This is a genomic window from Rufibacter hautae (genome assembly GCF_008271695.1).
GTDB lineage: Bacteria > Bacteroidota > Bacteroidia > Cytophagales > Hymenobacteraceae > Nibribacter > Nibribacter hautae.
Genome location: NZ_VKKY01000004.1, coordinates 20,303 through 38,243, shown reverse-complemented (window position 1 = coordinate 38,243; position 17,941 = coordinate 20,303). Strand labels below are relative to the sequence as shown.

Genomic DNA, 17,941 nt, shown 5'->3' with positions numbered 1-17,941 from the left:
GGCTTTAAATCAAAAGTTTAGAATTCTCCTGCCAGCTGAAAACGATACCCATAAACAGCCATTAAGCTGAATTTCGGCATAGATAAAGCCGTAAAGCTTCCTAAGCGGAACTTCACAGAGCAGGCAAAAACAAATTTGATTTAAAGCCTTGGCGGTTGCCAAATAGAAAAAGAAAGGGTGGGGACACCGACTACCCGATGAACCGGTACCGGGATGGTTACCTTAACGGCTAAGGGGCTTGTTTTCTGTGTAACAGTCTGCATCGCGAAACCGGCGCAGCAACTGCAGATACACAGGGGGGAACATAAATCCGCCGCCGGGGAATGGTCTTCCGAACCAGTGTTTGAGTTGATGCTGGTTTGTGCAAGCGTATCTACCCTTGGTGCTGCATCAGCACAAGGAATACATGATATCACTATCATGAAAACGCTCAGAAGAATAGCAAACCATTTCATCCGCTGCAAAACTAATAAAAATTTAATGCAATTGGATTGCAAATTTTTAATGATAAACGGATTAAATCCTATTTTGATATGAACGAAAAGGCCTGACTAAGTATTTTTCATAACCCAACCTATGAAAAAAGCCGTTTAGCAATTGCTAAAATATTATAAATATAGTAAAAAAAGCTCTTCCCAAAAATTCTACAAAGCACTATTGATAGTAGTATTAGCAAATAATTTACCGTCTTTATTAGCAAAAACTTATTTTTGTCCGTAATTGCTAATTATTTTAGCTAATTAAAGTATACCGCATGGACAAGAAACTAAAAGGTGCTGTAAAAATGGATACTGTTAATTTCATTCTATTGGGATATGATGCGGAAACTAAGTTCCCGCTATTTGGCTCCTATGTAAAAGCTGGGTTCCCGTCACCTGCCGAAGACTATGCCGAGGAGAGAATCAGCCTTTTGAAATTTCTTTCCGGCAATCCTACCGCTACCTTTTATGTACTACTGGATGGGGATTCCATGATTGACTTCCATTTATTTGAAGGTGACTTGTTGGTGGTAGACCGTTCACTGGAAGTACGTTCGGGTGATATTATTCTGGCTAACCTAGACAATGAGTTTACGGTAAAAATGCTTGAAATCTCCGAATTTGGGGTTCGCCTGGTACCGGGTAACAAGAAATACGCACCCATTACCATAAATGACAACTTAGAATTATTAGTTTGGGGAGTAGTACGGGGTTTAGCCAGGAGGTTCCGGAAATGACAAACTTGTTTCTGCACGCCGACATCAATAACTGCTTTGCCTCCATCTTCCGAATTTTCAACCCGGAGCTGAACGGGGTACCCATTGTCGTCCTGAGTAATAATGACGGCTCTATAATTGCCCGTTCCCAGGAAGCCAAGGATTTAGGTATTAAGATGGGACAGCCTTACTTTGAGGCACGCCCAATCATAGAAAAAAACCAAGTAAGGGTATTCTCCAGCAACTACCCCCTGTTCCATGATTTAAGCACCCGGTTCCATGATACGCTCGGCATGTTCTCCCCTCATCAGGAAATCTATTCCATTGACGAGGGTTTTTTGGATATCGGTGGTTTTTACAACGTAGACCTGAAACAGTACGGGCAAAAAGTAAAGGAAACCGTTTATAAATGGCTTGGATTACCTATCTGCGTTGGGATTGCCCCTACGAAGACACTCGCCAAACTTGCCAACAGGATAGCCAAAAAATCAAAAAAAGCGCAAGGCGTTCTGGTGCTGAAAGAACCTGCCCATATTGAGGCAGCCCTAAAAACCATTTCGGTAGGTGACGTATGGGGAATTGGCCGCAAGTACGCGGAAAAATTACAGGCTTTTGGCGTTACTACCGCTTGGGAACTCTCCCAAGTGAATGATGCCTTCGCCAAAAAACATCTGACCGTAGTTGGGCTCCGAATTGTAAAAGAATTGCGCGGGGTGCCATGCGCTGATTTGGAGATAGAGCCACCGGCAAAAAAAGGTATCTGTACTTCCCGTTCCTTTGGCCAACCCGTTACCAGCTTGGAAGAGCTGAGGGAGGCGGTTACCGCCTATACCACTCGCTGTGCAAGCAAACTTAGAAAACAGAAAAGCAACTGCCTACAAATAACGGTCTTCATTCACACGAACCGCCATAAAGAGAACGAGGAACAGCTTTACAATTGCAAAACCATTCAACTGCCTGTTCCGACGAATTCCACGTTAGAGCTGGTTCACTATGCTATGATAGGTGTAGCTGCCATTTACCGCCCAGGGTATAAGTTCAAGAAAGCGGGGGTAATCATAGATGACATCCGACCGGCTCAGGCTGTTCAGGGAAATATTTTTGATAGGATAGACCGGGGCAAGCACTTAGAATTAATGAATACAATTGATTTACTTTCCAAGAAAATGGGCTCAGGAATTGTAAAAGTGGCATCCGAGGGAATAAACCACAACTGGAAAATGAAACAAGACTATGGTACGCCCTGCTATACCACGCGCATGGAAGATATTTTAATAGTGCGATAAGGGCTATTGGGGAAATTGCCTTACCACTTCTATTTCAATTCGTATCATCACATCCCTTATCAAAGGAATATTTTACAGTATCAATTAAATATTTAGGGAATATTTTTCTTTGTATTTACAAAATATCCTTTATCTTTGTTTTAAAGATTGAAGACTATGAAGAAACTTTTACCCCAGGAAGAAGCAACCGGATATCTGCTCCCCTATTTTGAAAAATTTGTTTCCATTGTTGAAAAAGCGATGGCTGATGTGAAACGGTTGGAGGCAACTCACTCAGAGATTCGGGAAAAATATACAAGGTGGTCACCATTAGCTAAATCAGTGATGGTCAACAACTTTATGTGCATTTATGCTGAGGAAGCTTTTTCGGGTGACCCGGAAGTAATCATCAATCCTTTGCGCAATGACCCTTTCGGCATCTTACTAAGGGGTAAACTCTTCATCCGGTTCAACAAGCTTAACGCGGATTTGTCACCCAGTACCAATAATGCGACAAAGCGGACGGAAGACTTGAATTACCAGAATAGTTTTGAGGGATTTGAGAATATTCCCTGCATATATGCGGGGTACACCTCGAACCGAGAAGCCATTGACAGTATTGGCACTATCAATTTGGTTTATCGGCCCTTCAATACTGTTATTTGGAAAATAGATTTACGGACCCGGTTAGGACAGGAGCAACCGGAAATACCATTCTACACCGAGACCGGCGCAACAGTAGTCCCTATTGCAGAAAGAAGGGTGACCGTAAAGAATAAACCACAGACAGATAAGACAATAGAAGGATAGTTTAAATGATGGAAACGAATATGCTTTTCCTTGGTAAGGTGAACCCCAACATGGTCATTTTAGCTCGTGAATCGCGTGGGGTCACCCAAAAGGAGCTGGCTGAGAAAATGTGCATCAAACAGGGCACCCTGTCTAAGATTGAAAACGGCCTTCAAAATGTATCAGAAGAACTGCTGAATATATTAAGTGCTGAATTGACTTATCCGGCGAGTTTCTTCTTCCAGCAGAACCAGCTGTATAACCCGAACTTGGTGCATTATCGGAAAAGAACAGTGTTTACCAAGAAGGACTTGGCCAAGGCTGATGCCACTATGAATATCAGCAAAATCAACCTAGAGAAATTACTGAACTCAGTTGATATACCTGATTTGCAATTGCCAAAGTGGGAAATAGATGAGCATGGCTCTCCGGAAAAGTGCGCCGCTTACTTACGGGAATACTGGCGTTTGCCGAAAGGAAGAATAGAGAATATAACGAAGCTGGTGGAAGATAAAGGAATTCTGGTGGTACCAATTGATTTTGATTCGCCAAAAATGGATGGTCTGAACATCTTTACCGACACCAACCATCCCATTATATTCTACAACCGCAATATTCCTACTGACCGGCAGCGCTTGACCATTGCCCATGAATTAGGCCATATTCTACTGCACCTAGGGCAACCCATTGCAGAAAACCGGGACGTGGAAGCGGAAGCATATGCTTTTGCGGCTGAATTCCTGATGCCTGCAACGGAAATTAAATCCCACTTGGGAAAGGTTGATATTGCCAGGCTGGCAGATTTGAAAAGGTACTGGAAAGTATCCATGGCAGCCCTCATTATCCGGGCCAAAACACTGCGCCTGATTTCCGACAATCAGTACCGGTATCTTTGGCAGCAAATGAGTGCCCTGGGTTACCGGACTAAGGAACCCAAAGAATTGGATGCTGCTCCGGAGCCACCTACTCTATTGAAAGAATTGGTAGATGCCCATATAAATGACTTAGGTTATTCAGAAGAAGAATTGGCGCAGCTGCTGTCTTTACAATTGGAAGATTTTAAAACGCGATACCAGGAAAACGAAGTTGTAAGACCTAAGCTTAAGATAATCCGGTAATGGTTAATCATCTCTCAAAGCCCCTGTGTTTGGCCAGTGAATAAACATCTTAGAATTATTAGTGACTAGAAGTAACTTTTTGGAATGGTAGAGGAAAAAGACGAAGGTAACGTTTACGCCTATAATGTTGAAGAAAAGGTTATCCATATTTCCGAAGCAGGCAGCGGAAAGAAAGGATACTTTTGCTTGGGCTGCAGACGAGAAATGCAAGCCGTTAAATTTAAGATTGAGAATTATCAATCCTATTTTCGTCATGACCCCAAAGGAGTAGAGCCAAACAGAAAATGTACATACTCAGATGAAACCCATAGGCATAAACTAGCCAAAGATATTCTCCAGCAAATTAAGAAGATTAAAGTCCCGCCGGTTTACAAATACCCCCCAAAGGGACATGACGGGCTAGCCAACCTATTACTAGAGGACAGATTCATTGAAGCACACACGGTAGAAAATGAAACCTGCTTCTATGAAAATGAAAATGGGGAGATTAAGTGGGGAAAGAAAAAAGACGTAGATGAACGTTTCCTACTCATCCAACCGGACGTTACCTTTTTCAATAAAGACTACCAGCCTATTCTTTTCATTGAACTAGTGGCCACCCACAGCTTAACGTTGGAGAAACGGGTGAAAATTAGGCGTCTAGGGATTGACACTGTGCTAGTCCGCATCCCTAAAGACTCTCCACAGGAAATAGAGGGCACCTTTTACAAATCAGAAAAAACAAAGTGGGTATATAACCATGAGCAAGAACGCGCTGAATACATACCAGTTTCCAACCCAGATGCAGTGGGAGTACCACCAGTTGATGAACTCCAAAGAAAGCTTTTTGAAGAATCTTTCGAGTGCCGAGCAGCGCAAATTAGAAGCTTTGTACGTGGAATTAACAAATGCCTGGCAGCGAAACCATACCGAGATATTGAATCAAGTCTTAGAGACGAAATATCAAGAGTTGAGGGAAACACAGCAGATAATCAAGAACGACTGCGCGGACTTCAGGAAAAGCACCGAGCAGAACTTGTCGGCAGATATTCAGAAGAAACAGCAAAAGTTGAATATGGACAGGAGCAGCTTAGCCGAGAGGAAGAAGAATTTCGAGCAAGCGCAGCAACAGCGGAATCTGATTTTAAGCGAAAAGCAGCAGACCTTGACGCAGAAAATGCAGACCTTGACAGAAAATCAGGACTTCTTGAACTTAGAATCTCAGAGGAAATTACAAGCCTTGGACGAAGTAGAGGAGAAACTAACCGAGAAGAAGCAGCTATTGACCGAGACCTTAGAGCTGAAGAACGAAGAATTGAGCAAATTCATAGAGATACAAACGACTTACCAAGCCGATTTGCAGGACTTGAAGCAGCAGCTAAACGCCAGTTTGCAGACGCTTCAGACCGAGAAAGAGCAGAAATTAGTGGAATACAAGAATCTGGAAAGCAACTACCAGCAAGATTTAAACAAGATAGAACAAAACTTGAAAGCGGATTTGTCGGATTACGAGGAGAAATTACTGCAAAAATTGAAACAAGAGATACTACAGGAGATTCAGAACTGTCCCGAAGAGTTAAAAGAATACTTCTTGCGAGAGGAACACTCGCAAATTTCCATGAAGGAATCCTTGCTTTCAAAAGAAACAAAAGAGCGCTGGAATGCCTTAACTCGGGGGCTTTTAAGAATTGGATTAGACAAGAAGGGAATTGATACTACAAAATTTATAGAATATATGGAGCGAAATTCGTCTGTAGTTTCTAAAGAAGCTATCAATTAAAGAAATCGTTTTGGTTATTTAAACCATCACCTTACTTGTCCCATTTAAAAAACAATCCTCATAAGTTTGCCTTTAATTATTACATTTATAGTAATGAAACACCAAATATTAGGGCAAATACCATTAGACCAAGGAAAGAAGTCCTTTAGAATAATGCTTATTCCTGAAAACGAATCTGAACGCTTGGCTATTGATAATGTACATAACCATGAAGCAAGTGAACAAGAGTTTTCCTTAGTAAATGATTATTTGACATTTTGCTTAGGTAACAACTACTCAGTATATGATTCTAGCAAAATGAGCAAAGGGGTTTATTCTCTGAAAGCGCAATCTAATTCTCACTCCGGATTTGGCAGATAACTTCCGTTCTAGGGTAAGCAATAAAATGAACCATTCTGATAAAATTACGGAACTCGATAAATTTTTCTGAAAAATTTAGCTCGCCTGGCTAACTGTAGCGACCTTATTTCAGTTTACAAACTCTTGTTACTGAATAAAGAAAATAAAGAATAACAGAAGTAATCCTGCAAAATGGTTGTGACAGTTACATTGAAAGTAATTTAAGTTTACAACCAGCTTAATCTGCCTTTAAGTTAATGATTAAAATAAATCACCCAGACGAGGATTGTAATAATAGCCAAGCTGAATTCTTAGCTAATTGCCCTGCCGACCAGCGCCGTTTCCATGAGTTACTTTTAACGGTTGGAAACATTACTTACCGGTACCATCAGCGTGCCATAGACTTCTCCCCTAGCCTTCAGGATTATCATGAATGGCTGGAAGGTTTACCAGAAAATATTCGGAAAGGAATGCAGGAGAAAGGCTTTGAAAGCTGCAAAAGTGTTCTCTCTTTTACACGGTATGTGAATGAGAAAAACGATGTGGGGTTAGAAGAATATATTCGGCAAAAGATGGATGCGGAAGATTTAGCAGAATATCAAAGTTTTTTAACAATTGGAAAAGAATAATAGCTAATACCATGCAGGAACTCAAGGGTATCCCGAACTTAAGCCTACTAGAAGCATTTCAACAGGTAATATCTGGCCTTGCTTAGCCATCGAAGCATGATTTGCTCAATGTTAATTATTGCTGATTTTCAGCAGTTTTTATATATTATAAAAACATTATAGATAACAAAAGTTGGCTAATATGCCAAAACAATTATATTACACTTTTCCTTAATAAATTTAACGCATTTAAATACCTTAATCGGCATATTCCGATTAAGGTATTACTTCGTAAAAGGTAAGAAGATTCCTATGATGGTCTAAAACTGGAAACTCTTTGTCCCCCCATAGTTGGTATATCACCACTGTTTCAGTATCGTAGGTAACTCCCTGGCTCTGGTATTCCTTAAACAAATCGTCTATACCTTGTACCTCTATTCTGCAACTGGCAGTACCCGCCAGAAAGCTTTCGGCACCGCTGCAAATAGGTAAAATTGATAACGACGCACCTTTTGAGCGCCAACTTTCGTCCCCTGACTTCCATAGGTGTAGTTCCACCTCGTCGCGGATTAAGATAGCGAACTCGTCTTCATGGTGGCGTGCCTCAAAGCCAAGCTTCTCCGAATAAAATTTAATTGATTCCCCAATATTCCTGACGGGAAGCGCAGGAATGGATTTTTTCATTTTCATGCTTCCAAAGGGCTAGGCACAACACGGTTTGTCCTGTTGAATAGGGGGGCATTTGACGGTGCCGTAGCTACAGAATACACAACAGTCACCCTGCAAGGGCTTCAAAACGGTGTGGCAGTTCTCGCACTCGTAGAAATACTGGCACGCATTGGTGGGCATTTCCTCTTCTTTGGCGTGTCCGCACTCTGGGCATGTGATGGTGGAAGCGGTAAGAATATCCATTACTTCTTAATCTTCACTTCTGTGACTTTGTACCCTGTGGCTTTTATGGCTTTCTGGACCTCTTCAACCGAGGTTTTGGTTTTGTCAAACTCCACTACGGCATTGGATTTGGCGTAGGAAACCGTCAAGCCCTCAATTCCCTGCAATTTGTTTACCTCTCCGGTAACGTGCCCTTCACATGCGGCGCAAGTCATTCCTGTGATGGTGAACTCTGCCACCGTTTTGGCCATTGGCTTCCCTTGCGCCTTCGCGGGGCTGTTCTGCTCCGCGGATTCTGGGGAGAACACGTTGGCATAGTTGGGGACAGTGAGCATTAAGAGCGCGAACGCTGTCACTAGTGTAAGGAAGGTTTTGCCTTGCATAAATTTGGGTTTTTCTTGTTCACAATTACAATCATTCTGGGGCTGTGGCTTGAATTTCTGGTACCAAGCAAATGCCAGTACTGCCAATGTAACGCCGATAAGCCAAGGCCGAAACGGGCCAATCCAAGCAAAGGACGAGGCCAGGCCGCCTGTTCCGGCCACAAGCGCAAGGATAGGGGTGATACAACACAGGGAAGACGCAACTGCCGCTATTAGGCCTGTTCCGGCAAGTTTATTCTCCGTCTTCATACCGCTTCCAATATTTCGCTCTCTGCAATAATATGGAAAAACGGCTTCAAAACGTCCGCATATTCCGATGAAAGGGAATAATAGATGGTCTGCCCTTCCTTGGAGGAATGGATAAGGTTTCTGTCTTTCATCTTGCGAAGATGCTGTGACACAGCCGAAACAGTAATACCCAGAATGTCGCTCAAATCACACACGCAAAGCCCTTTTTCCTCTGAAAGGAGAAAAAGGATTTTCAGCCTGACAGGGTTGCCTGCCATCTCCAAACCGTCGGCTACATGGGAAAAGGAACCATTAAGGGTGTCAATAGTTGCCTTACAACGTTCTATTTGGGAAGTATCCGCGAAAGGTCTTACACAAGAAGTGTTTTCCATGATGCAAAGTTACACTTATTTAAGTATTTTAGCAAATGCTTAAATACTACCTTACTTCAAATCATTTTTAAACAAGAAATTAAAATTTGCAACTTTAACCTGTTTTTCTAGAATGTCTTAAACATGTCTATGTGTATGTAGCATTTATCTTCACAACTGAGGGGCGCATTTTCTACAACACCCAAGTAATGAAAGGGCTTTCTCCTCCCATCTAGGTAATAAACAAACTCCTCCTTGTATAATATATAGATTCTTCTCCACTCCTATTAATTGACACAACTTCTGTTTCCAAAAAAGGAAAAAAAAGATGAGTAGCATCTTTAAAAAATGAATTGCAAGTTTAGGATAACTTGCTACCATTTCTTTATCCGCACACAGGCATTAGACGTATAAGTTCTCTATAACTTTTGTCTAACTTTTTAAAGCCCGATAAAATGAGGAAGTATTATCACCTTCTGGTGCTTATCCTCTTATTTTCCTGTAGTGAGGATAAAGACATAAACCCAGACGGCGGCACCTATAAAGTAGTGATTGAGCAGGCTGGGGATTTTACTAATTATAATAAATCATTGATAGCCGTTACTCCTGATGTGGACGGCCAGACGTTGAAATTCTACAGCGTTGAGAATAATCAAACAACAGATAACTATTTAGATAATAGTGATTTATCAAGCCCCACAATCACATTGGTTTCTCAGAATCCCTCTAGAGAAATAGAATTCAATTTTATCATTAGCCCTATCCCAGTGACTCCCGCTACTGCTGGGCCGATGACAGTAAAATTTACTTTATATAAAGACGGGAAATTAATCGGTGAAAAATCATTTTCCTACCTTGATGATTTTGATGTGAAGCAGGAAAACCTAAAATTCAGATAACCTGCCCAGCCACTTATCGCTCCACCCCTCCCCTATCTTGGTGTAGCACTTTGGTGGCAGTGCCGTGGCTCTGGAACCTCTCCGGCTTTTCTAAGATACTGACTGCTTTTTTAATATCATTTACAGCGCCTCCTTCTGTTAAGCCTGGAATTGTAGCCGAAGCGCCAAGCGCGTTATTGACGTGCGCTTTGTTCACCCCTCCGACATAAGGGACTTTGGTAACGAATTTCACCACGTCTTCCAACCTTTTCCCTTCCGTCTCTTTTCCATTGGCTTTCAACTCTAAGCATATGATGGCCGAAGCCTTAATAAAAAGCTCCTTTGCTTCCGTGTGGTTCTTCGGCTGGCCACTCTGGAGTTGTTGCGCTGGCGAAGGTAACTTTAAAGCAGGAATCTCCTTTCCGGCGGAAACATATTTCACTTGGTCAATTGCTTTTGTAAATCGCTCGGCATCCTGATAAAGGTAATGCTCCGGTTTCGCCCCTCCTTCAAGAATAGACTTGCCGATAGTGCGTAAACCCTTCTCATAGTTTTTCAAGCTTTTGGGTTCTTCCACAATGCTTTTCACTTGCTGCTTCACCACGATATCCCACCGGTCAGCTATCCGGTTGCCGGTCACCTCCAGTTCCCGCAACGCTTCGATACGCTTCATAGCAGCCGATGGCTCCGGAGTTTTGGCTATTCCTCCTTTCCTGTCTTTCTCGGCTTCAATACCAGGCAACGGAGTGGTGATTTCTTGTAGGAACTCTTTCAGCGGAGCTAAGTTTTTATGTGCTTCCTGAGGAGCGTGTGGTTTTACAATTGCAAAATTTCTGGCTTCATTATATTTAGCGGGTTCTGCCCGATTAAAGTCAATGTCATACCCGGCTTCTTTTCCTAACTGAGTAAGAGCGGCTTGCAGGGTTCTACCGTTACCCTCCCGGAAGGGGTGAACATGATTGTACTGGTCTAAATAATAGGCGGCGCGCTCTATAAATTTTTCTTGGCCTAATCCTTTCAAATTGTTTTCCTGCTGGAGTTGCTTGCTGATGGCTTCCAGACGCTGTTCTATCTCCTTGAAAGGTGCATATCTCATTTCCTGGGGCACTTGGTTGGCAACTGTATCTTTTACGCCTTGGAACCCTCCCCTATTCGCTCTGGTCTCCCCAGCCCATGGATAAACCTTTTGGAAAAGCTCCTTATGGATTTTTTGCAAATGCTCCTGGTCAAACTTACCGGGAATGCCCCCCTCCTCTTTCAGGATGGCCGCACCGAAACCGGCAAACTTATTCTCCAGACGCGCCAGGGCTTCCCTGTTCCGGATGCCCTTATGGTTAATTAAAACCCCGTCATCATCGCTGAACCCGTCATGCTTTGCCATTGCTGCAATTGTAAAAGTTAACCTTTCTTCTCTCCATCTGCCCTATCTTTAAAAAGGTCGGGTAAGGTTGCCCTTGAATTCTCTTTGGATGATTCCTTTTCATTGAAAGTTTGGTCAACAGACATTTTTGCGTTCCAATACTCTTCATCGGAATCAGGCAAATATGAAACAGAATTGGCCGCTTCCTCGGGAACGGCCAATGTAATGCTTGCTGGTTTAGGTTCAGGTTCAGGGCTTGGCGAATCCAGTCCGTGGTACTTCGTCAACTCATCCAATGCTTGCCGCAGGGTGCATTCGCCGTCAACATACTTCTGCATAAATTCTAAGGCTTCCCCGTCGGGCATCGGGCCATTGCTCATAACAAGTGCAAATCCGTGATTTGCGATGTTTTCACGCTCCGCTCTCTTTGCCAGTTCCTCAATGCTCAACCCTGCAGGGGCAGGCTTGAAAAAGGTGCCTCCGGGTTTCCAATTGCTATTTTCCATACTTTGTTTTTCACTCAATCTTCTATACAATATACGCAAAAATGGCCAAAAAAACCAGTATAAACAGGGGGTAAAAGTGCCGCTACTCCTCTCCGGGAGCCAGCGTGTTAGGATACATTTCTACTGTTTCTTTTACCTCATCGCGCACTTTTTGGTAATTCGCCTGAACTATTATTCTCTGCGCCTCCTGGGAATCGGTTTCACCTTCATCTGCAAAGAGCGCGAACGGTTCCAGTTCATGTATTTCCGTTTGGGCATCGCTGCGGTCTATCCGCCCTTGGAAAAAGGCAGATTCTGTTTCAACAGTCTGACCGATGAATTCTCCCTGCTCTAACCCAACGGCATCTTGAATACGGACCAAACTGCGTTCCTGAAGGCTTACGCTTTGATTCTGGCTCCGGTTCCGGTGGCCAGCACCGCCGGTGCTGCTGCCACTGCTGGTTGATACCATTGACTTATCTTCCCGACCAACGATTTTAGAAATGAGTTCAGCAGTCTCCATGTTGTTTACTTTCCCTATAAACCAATTATTGAGGTTACTAATCATTACCTGCATTTTATCCCGTCCGTATGAATCAACCATCTGACTCAAATCCTGGCTCATGTAAATGGTAGCTATTTTATTACTCCTGGCCGTCGCGGGAATTACCTCCAGTCCAGGCACGTAGATAGTCGCTGCCTCATCCAGAAAAACATAGCTTGGGTGCTTCCGCTGCTGGTTCATCAGTTTGAGCGCCACGGTTATGATACAGCTGATAACCGGTGAAAAGGTATCTTTTAGGGTGGGGTCATTGCCGATACACAATAACTTAGGATTGTTCGGGTCATTCAGGTCTAACGAGAATCCCTCTCCCCTACTTTCATCCGGGGTAAGCACCCAGACAATCTCCGGGCTGTTTATGCGGCTAAGGATAATTTGCAAGGTGGCCACGACCCCGGCAATTTGTTTCTCGGCCTTCTGTTCTACTGCGGTGATGAGGCTTCGGACCATATCTCCGCACTCTATGTCTGTATCCAGCATTGATAAAACGTGCCTAAAATCCTTATACAGGGCCGTTGCAACTACATGGGGGATGGTACAGTATGCTGGGAAGTTCTTGCGGTAAAACCAAATGATGCCCGTCAAATAAGCAATCGCGGACGTACTGAAAAACTCCCCTGAATTCTTAATGGTATTTGTATTCAGGTTATTGATTATCGCCCGGCTGTATTCTTCGGCAAAGGCTACTACGGGCATTTCCTCCGGCCTTAAGGGGTTAAGTCGCTCCGTGCGGGTTAAATCCCGGAAATTGATGACATGAAGTTGTACGCTGGGCTCGGGTTCGCCTTTGGCTTCCGCTTGTTCGGCAGCAAGGGTTAAGGCACGCTGCGCGACTTCTGTTAGCACTGGGAATTTAAAATCGTAAATCAAGCCTGCCCAGTTTTTACTGGCAAATTGCTCAATTACCGGTTCCCCAATACTGAATGACTTCCCAGCTCCTGCACCTCCTAATACCAGATTCCCCCTAAAAGCGTTGGGTACGTTTATATAACCTCCGTCCTGGGTGGGCAAGCTGAAACCATTTTCTGAAGTAAGCTTTTTGCGTTCAGTAGTTAGTCCGAAGTCAGGCCGCTTGCTACGGGCAATAACCAAACCGGCGACGAAGGTGCTGAGAATTCCTACCAGGCTGGCCATGGGGTAGCCGTACAGAATAAAATCTAGGGGAAACTTTGCAATTGTTAAAAGTACATAGCTACTTATCAGGAAAAATCCACCGCAAAGCAGGAAAATAACCTTTCTGTTTTTTCCAGATATCGGTTTAAGTTTGGGCTGCCCTAATTTCCTTTCCGGGGCTTTCTGAATGAAGAGAAATGCAAGCGAAGCAGCCAGCAGGGAAAGTCGGAAGTAAATACCGGCCTTATTGTATATGCTATCTGCTTTCAAGAGAGATTTTCGCTTAATGTCACTTCCGGCACTCCCCAATCCACCACCTGCACCCTCTACGGTACTGATGCTGTCCCTACCAGCCATCCCATTGACTGATTCAGTTTTTTTCTTACTTACCCCTGTCCTCATACGGTCGGCATGCCGCCGCCTCAGCTCAATCTGTCGGGCAATTCTCTTTTGTTGTGGCGTAAGTTCGGGGTTTGCTTTCACCCAGGCACGTGCCTGACGTATTTCTGCTTGATGAAGCAATACATAATAATCCCCAAAAGCTATTGCTAAAATCACTAATCCAATAACCAAGGCTAGGTTTTGATTCTTACCCGGTGTAGGTACCTGCATAATTATCTCTTCTTAAAATAAAATATGGTTCAATTGCCTTGCCTAAGAAGCCCAGCACAAAGCTGCGTCTGCTTCGGAAATATTTCTTTTAAAATGGTCTCACAATTTACCTGGCATCACCTACCCCTTGTCCCGCTTTAGGCTTGAGTGCTTAAATATTTTCACAATTGCAAAAATATAACAGACATAGCGGCCCTAGTCAATTTCCATTTCCCCATTCCGACGGCTTTTCCGCTCTCCTATTTCTTCTGTTTTAATATCCTTACCTGTACCTGAGTTTACCGCACGCTGAAAAGCGTGCAGCAAATTTCTGACCGGTGCCTTACTTGGTGTGGGTTGCTCCCTTCCCGTCTGCAGTAGATAGTACGCATTATCAATCGGCTTTCCCTGTTGCGCCTTCGTTTCAATCCGTTTTAAGGAGCGGTAAAAAGTCTTGTCAAAATTTCTGCTAACGGCGATTTCCTTTACGCGTTCGCCATCAAGCCTCTGGCTTCTGGGCACATTTCTATTAATGTCTTCTACCCGCTCCCCTATACGTATGGACCTGGTGACATCCCGGCTTGCATCGCGTTGCTTGACCTTTATTTTCTCTTTCTCTTTAGCGGTATATCTGAATTGATGCTCAAACTGCTGCCCTGACTTCCGCTGCCAGTCTATCAGGTCGAACCTGCTCTTGCGCCCATTGGGGTTCAAGGTTATTTTTTGGTTCCTGTCCCGCGCACTGACAATTATATGCACATGGGTCTGCAAGCCTGGGCGCTTATCGCCCACCTTTGCCTCTCCAGCCAATACTTCATTATCTGTTCCCCGGTAGCTCCGGTCTTGGTGGATAGTAGCAGCCCATACCAGGTCTTTGGAGGCAAGGCGTTCGTCCCCTTTCAGGTTAAAATTTTGAGCGTATAGCTCCATGACCTGCCGGGTATAGGCTTTCAATAGTTGTTCATCATTTTTGATGTGCGTGAGCTCATCTGCACTGGGACTTATGATAAGGGAATAGAATTTAGAATCTTTCGCAGTAAGTCCTTTCACATTGGAGTCAATATCCTGTTGTACCCGTTCAGGCTTTAAACCATCGCTGTCCTGATTAAAAAAAATCCCTAAATCCTCTCTTTCCCGCTTTGCTTCATGAACCAAATAGTTGAGCGTTTGAAGACTGCTGCCATTATTGTCATAGGCTGCAAGACCGTGTGATTTTGGGTTTATCAGTTTTATATACATGACATTCTCCTGTTAGGTATCTGCTTTCGGTTGCTCCGATTTCTTCTTTTTACCAGGCGCATTCTCCTTCGCAGAATCAAATATTTGCTTAAGTTGATTAGTGATAGCACCCTCGTTTTGTTCTCTCAAAGCTTTAAGTTTACTTTTCCCGCTTCTCAAATCCTCGTCTTTATACGTGCTCAACACAATCTCCTCCATGCGTAAAACTCGGTCAATAGTCACCCTTGAACGTATCAATTCTTCTAACAGCACCGATAATAATCCTCGTTCTTGCTCTTGCATATAACCAAATATCCGGTCGCCTAAACGTTTAATATCCTGCATTATCAATGCACCTTCCCTTGCCTCAATTTCAACTGGATTCAATCCTCTTGTGCCGAAATAATTTACGGCAGCATCTAGGTAATCAATCGCAGACAAGCCCAGGCGTTTAGCTTCTTTGGCTAATAAGTGATGTGTCACAGCATTAAGGCGGGCACTGGTCGTGCTTGTTTTTTCGAGTTTGCTCATATTATTGAAAATGCCAATATCTCAACTATATATCTACAAAATATTACTGATTACTAAGCACTTATGTTTCATTCTCTACATTTTTAAGCTCTGCTTAAAAGCAAGTGTTTATAAATCAATGCCTTAGCATTGCATTTTAAATGCTCTTCTTGCTAAAAGAAAAAACTACCCCGCATTGGACTTAGGACTTAATGAATAGTTGTTTAGTGAAGTAAACTTGGAAGTGATGGTTCCCAAAGATTAATGTATTGCAGGTCTTACCACTACTCACTAAACATTTTAACTATTTTATAATGTTATAATATTATAAAATATAATCTTAATAAAGTTAGTTGTTAATGATAAGTTATAACAATATAATTTTATATTGTTATAACTTATCCACCAAAGGTTGACTGGTCATTACAATTGTTATAATATTATAGTTTTATATTATTACATTATTATAGTAGTATAGTTTTATAAAGGTATATTTGTATAAGATAATAGAACAATAAGGTTATTGTTGCATGCTCCTATATTTCTATAATACTATAGTTATGGTGTATTATATTTTTATAAGGTTAATGCATGATAACAATATATTATTATAATATTGTAAAGTTATTGTATTATAATAATATAAAAATATAAATCAATAATATTATAAAGTTATTTAAATATAAAATTGAGCCATGATAAAGTTATAAACCTATATTATTATAAATTTGTAAAAAGAAGCTAAGTGATTTAGAAAAAAGTTCGTTATGAAAATTATAAGTTTTGCGACCCAAAAAGGAGGGTCAGGAAAATCCACGTTGACGCTAGTCCTGGCAGCAGCGTTGGCAGTAGACTACAAACTTAAAGTGGCGGTGCTGGACTGTGACTACCAGCAAAGCATCGTGAAAACCCGTGTCCAGATAGATGAGGAAAGTTTGCAATTGCTAAAAGAGTCTAACCCGGATGCTACATATCCCTTCGATATTTTCTCAATTGACTTAAATGGAATTTTTGATTTTGTAGATAACCCGGAAAATGATTACGATTTAGTATTCATTGATGTGCCAGGCCGGGCCGATGGCGATGATGTTTTTAATGCGCTTACTGCCTGTGATGCGGTCATAGTTCCACTAGTTGCTGATTATCTGGATAGAGCAAGTACGGCTGAATTCATGCATATCCTGCAAACGATTAAAACAGAGGCGGATAAGGCAGAAATACCCTTTGAGTATTTCGGTATTTCCACTAAGCGCTCAAACAATAAGGAGGAACAGGAAATGGATGATTATGTGGATGCCCTGGGATTAGCTCGTTTTAAATCCTCTCTTAGCTACCGGGCAGCTTACAAACGCGCATCCACTCTGTATAGCCTGACAACACCCGCTTATTTGCGCTATGTAGGTGGAGATAAAAATGTCTCAGAAGAAATACATGCTGTCTGCAATGAATTAATTGAACGGATGGAATTACCCATAAAATCTGTAACAGAATAGGAAAATGGCTGAACAAGAAAATAACGGCAATAGCCAAAGCGAGAAAAAAGAGATTAAAAAGCAAGGTGCGCCAAAATTCGGGAAAGCACGTATCGTGGTTCCCCAAGCTTCACGTGAAGCAGCCCGTTCAAACATGGCTGGTGAAGCGATGGTAAAAAGCATAAAGACGGAAACGGCTCCAGTTGCTGAACCGGATACACCAGCATCGGAAATTACCCCATTAGTTGATATGGGTTCCAAGGGTGAGAGTAGGGGGGAAGAGCGGGCTGAGAATAATTTAGCCCATGTGCCAGTGGATGCCGGGAAGTCTGCCTCTCCCGCTCCAGAAGGAAAGAAAGCTCGTGCCGCTGCAAGGAAAACGGCCCCAAGTGCTGATAATCAGCCGGAGGAAACCAAGAATGTCAGGCTGTTGAGTTCTCTTTGGTTAGATGCAAAATTCAACCTGGTTCAGTTAAATGGAAGTGGTGGCCCATCAAATCTGACAGATTATGCTGAAGAAGCATTCAGATTGTATGAAAAGCACCTTCTTAAAACAGGTAAGATTAACAGAACTCGGACGGATAAGTAGTTTTGCGATTGTAAACACTTGCAAAATCTTTACTTTTATCCAATTTATACACTAATTTTATAACTTAATTAAGTTAAAGCTAGGTTTCATCAGTCAAAAGCTAGGTTCTATCAGTAAAACCTAGTTTATCACTGCCTAATACTATTCATTTTAGCATGTAGTATTAAAAAGGACTCGCCTACTGATGGAACCTAGCTTTTAATAATATTATTTATAT

General features: G+C 42.5%; 20 protein-coding genes. 10 read left to right on the top strand and 10 right to left on the bottom strand.

The window, feature by feature from the left end:
- Positions 1–140 precede the first annotated feature (140 nt).
- Positions 141–455: a DUF6660 family protein gene (locus FOA19_RS23775; RefSeq protein WP_394344115.1), complete on the bottom strand. Its 315-nt coding sequence runs from the start codon at positions 453–455 to the stop codon at positions 141–143.
- A gap of 299 nt (positions 456–754) precedes the next feature.
- On the opposite strand from FOA19_RS23775, the gene FOA19_RS22860 reads away from it, so the two are divergent.
- The 7 genes from FOA19_RS22860 to FOA19_RS22830 all read left to right on the top strand — a co-directional run bounded on the left by FOA19_RS22860 (position 755) and on the right by FOA19_RS22830 (position 7,094).
- Complete coding sequence (locus tag FOA19_RS22860; RefSeq protein WP_149093203.1) at positions 755–1,216, top strand: LexA family protein; 462 nt, start codon at positions 755–757, stop codon at positions 1,214–1,216.
- Positions 1,213–2,481, top strand: coding sequence for a Y-family DNA polymerase (locus tag FOA19_RS22855; protein WP_149093202.1), 1,269 nt, complete (start codon positions 1,213–1,215; stop codon positions 2,479–2,481). The genes FOA19_RS22860 and FOA19_RS22855 overlap by 4 nt, the downstream gene beginning before the upstream one ends.
- A gap of 156 nt (positions 2,482–2,637) precedes the next feature.
- The gene (locus tag FOA19_RS22850; protein WP_149093201.1) at positions 2,638–3,270 is read left to right on the top strand and encodes a hypothetical protein; all 633 of its coding nucleotides are present in this window, start codon (positions 2,638–2,640) and stop codon (positions 3,268–3,270) included.
- 5 nt (positions 3,271–3,275) lie between these two features.
- Entirely contained in the window at positions 3,276–4,367 is a 1,092-nt protein-coding gene (locus FOA19_RS22845) for a helix-turn-helix domain-containing protein (RefSeq protein ID WP_149093200.1), read from the top strand.
- Between the two features lie 84 nt (positions 4,368–4,451).
- Positions 4,452–6,059 carry a hypothetical protein gene (locus FOA19_RS22840; protein WP_149093199.1) on the top strand — a complete coding sequence of 536 codons (1,608 nt, stop codon included), beginning with the start codon at positions 4,452–4,454 and terminating at the stop codon, positions 6,057–6,059.
- A gap of 160 nt (positions 6,060–6,219) precedes the next feature.
- A complete protein-coding gene (locus tag FOA19_RS22835) occupies positions 6,220–6,486 on the top strand; it encodes a hypothetical protein (RefSeq protein ID WP_149093198.1) in 267 nt (88 codons plus the stop codon).
- 236 nt (positions 6,487–6,722) lie between these two features.
- On the top strand, positions 6,723–7,094 hold the full coding sequence (locus FOA19_RS22830) for a hypothetical protein (protein WP_149093197.1): 372 nt from the start codon (positions 6,723–6,725) through the stop codon (positions 7,092–7,094).
- Between the two features lie 255 nt (positions 7,095–7,349).
- On the opposite strand, the gene FOA19_RS22825 is transcribed toward FOA19_RS22830, so the two are convergent.
- The 4 genes from FOA19_RS22825 to FOA19_RS22810 are packed head-to-tail and all read right to left on the bottom strand — an operon-like array spanning position 7,350 to position 8,967.
- Positions 7,350–7,763 (bottom strand): bleomycin resistance protein, encoded by a 414-nt coding sequence (locus FOA19_RS22825; RefSeq protein WP_149093196.1) that lies wholly within the window; start codon positions 7,761–7,763, stop codon positions 7,350–7,352.
- A gap of 12 nt (positions 7,764–7,775) precedes the next feature.
- A complete protein-coding gene (locus FOA19_RS22820; protein WP_149093195.1) occupies positions 7,776–7,985 on the bottom strand; it encodes a GDCCVxC domain-containing (seleno)protein in 210 nt (69 codons plus the stop codon).
- Complete coding sequence (gene merTP, locus FOA19_RS22815; protein WP_149093194.1) at positions 7,985–8,596, bottom strand: mercuric transport protein MerTP; 612 nt, start codon at positions 8,594–8,596, stop codon at positions 7,985–7,987. Before merTP ends, FOA19_RS22820 begins: the two co-directional genes overlap by 1 nt.
- Positions 8,593–8,967, bottom strand: coding sequence for an ArsR/SmtB family transcription factor (locus FOA19_RS22810; RefSeq protein ID WP_149093193.1), 375 nt, complete (start codon positions 8,965–8,967; stop codon positions 8,593–8,595). Before FOA19_RS22810 ends, merTP begins: the two co-directional genes overlap by 4 nt.
- Before the next feature lie 407 nt (positions 8,968–9,374).
- Between FOA19_RS22810 and FOA19_RS22805 the strand changes: the two genes are divergently transcribed.
- Positions 9,375–9,845 carry a beta-barrel fold lipoprotein gene (locus FOA19_RS22805; protein ID WP_394344114.1) on the top strand — a complete coding sequence of 157 codons (471 nt, stop codon included), beginning with the start codon at positions 9,375–9,377 and terminating at the stop codon, positions 9,843–9,845.
- A 13-nt stretch (positions 9,846–9,858) separates the two neighbouring features.
- On the opposite strand, the gene FOA19_RS22800 is transcribed toward FOA19_RS22805, so the two are convergent.
- From FOA19_RS22800 to FOA19_RS22780, 5 genes are all read right to left on the bottom strand, one after another.
- Positions 9,859–11,205, bottom strand: a complete 1,347-nt coding sequence (locus FOA19_RS22800) for a Fic/DOC family protein (RefSeq protein ID WP_149093191.1) — start codon at positions 11,203–11,205, stop codon at positions 9,859–9,861.
- A gap of 17 nt (positions 11,206–11,222) precedes the next feature.
- The gene (locus FOA19_RS22795; protein WP_149093190.1) at positions 11,223–11,690 is read right to left on the bottom strand and encodes a hypothetical protein; all 468 of its coding nucleotides are present in this window, start codon (positions 11,688–11,690) and stop codon (positions 11,223–11,225) included.
- Positions 11,691–11,772: 82 nt separating this feature from the next.
- Complete coding sequence (locus FOA19_RS22790) at positions 11,773–13,956, bottom strand: TraM recognition domain-containing protein (protein WP_149093189.1); 2,184 nt, start codon at positions 13,954–13,956, stop codon at positions 11,773–11,775.
- 195 nt (positions 13,957–14,151) lie between these two features.
- Positions 14,152–15,174 carry a DUF5712 family protein gene (locus tag FOA19_RS22785; RefSeq protein WP_149093188.1) on the bottom strand — a complete coding sequence of 341 codons (1,023 nt, stop codon included), beginning with the start codon at positions 15,172–15,174 and terminating at the stop codon, positions 14,152–14,154.
- A 12-nt stretch (positions 15,175–15,186) separates the two neighbouring features.
- Positions 15,187–15,684, bottom strand: coding sequence for a hypothetical protein (locus FOA19_RS22780; protein ID WP_149093187.1), 498 nt, complete (start codon positions 15,682–15,684; stop codon positions 15,187–15,189).
- Between the two features lie 746 nt (positions 15,685–16,430).
- Here FOA19_RS22780 and FOA19_RS22775 point away from each other — a divergent pair.
- Together FOA19_RS22775 and FOA19_RS22770 are read left to right on the top strand one after the other, a co-directional pair.
- A complete protein-coding gene (locus FOA19_RS22775; protein WP_149093186.1) occupies positions 16,431–17,156 on the top strand; it encodes a ParA family protein in 726 nt (241 codons plus the stop codon).
- 4 nt (positions 17,157–17,160) lie between these two features.
- Complete coding sequence (locus tag FOA19_RS22770) at positions 17,161–17,724, top strand: hypothetical protein (protein WP_149093185.1); 564 nt, start codon at positions 17,161–17,163, stop codon at positions 17,722–17,724.
- Positions 17,725–17,941: the final 217 nt, after the last annotated feature.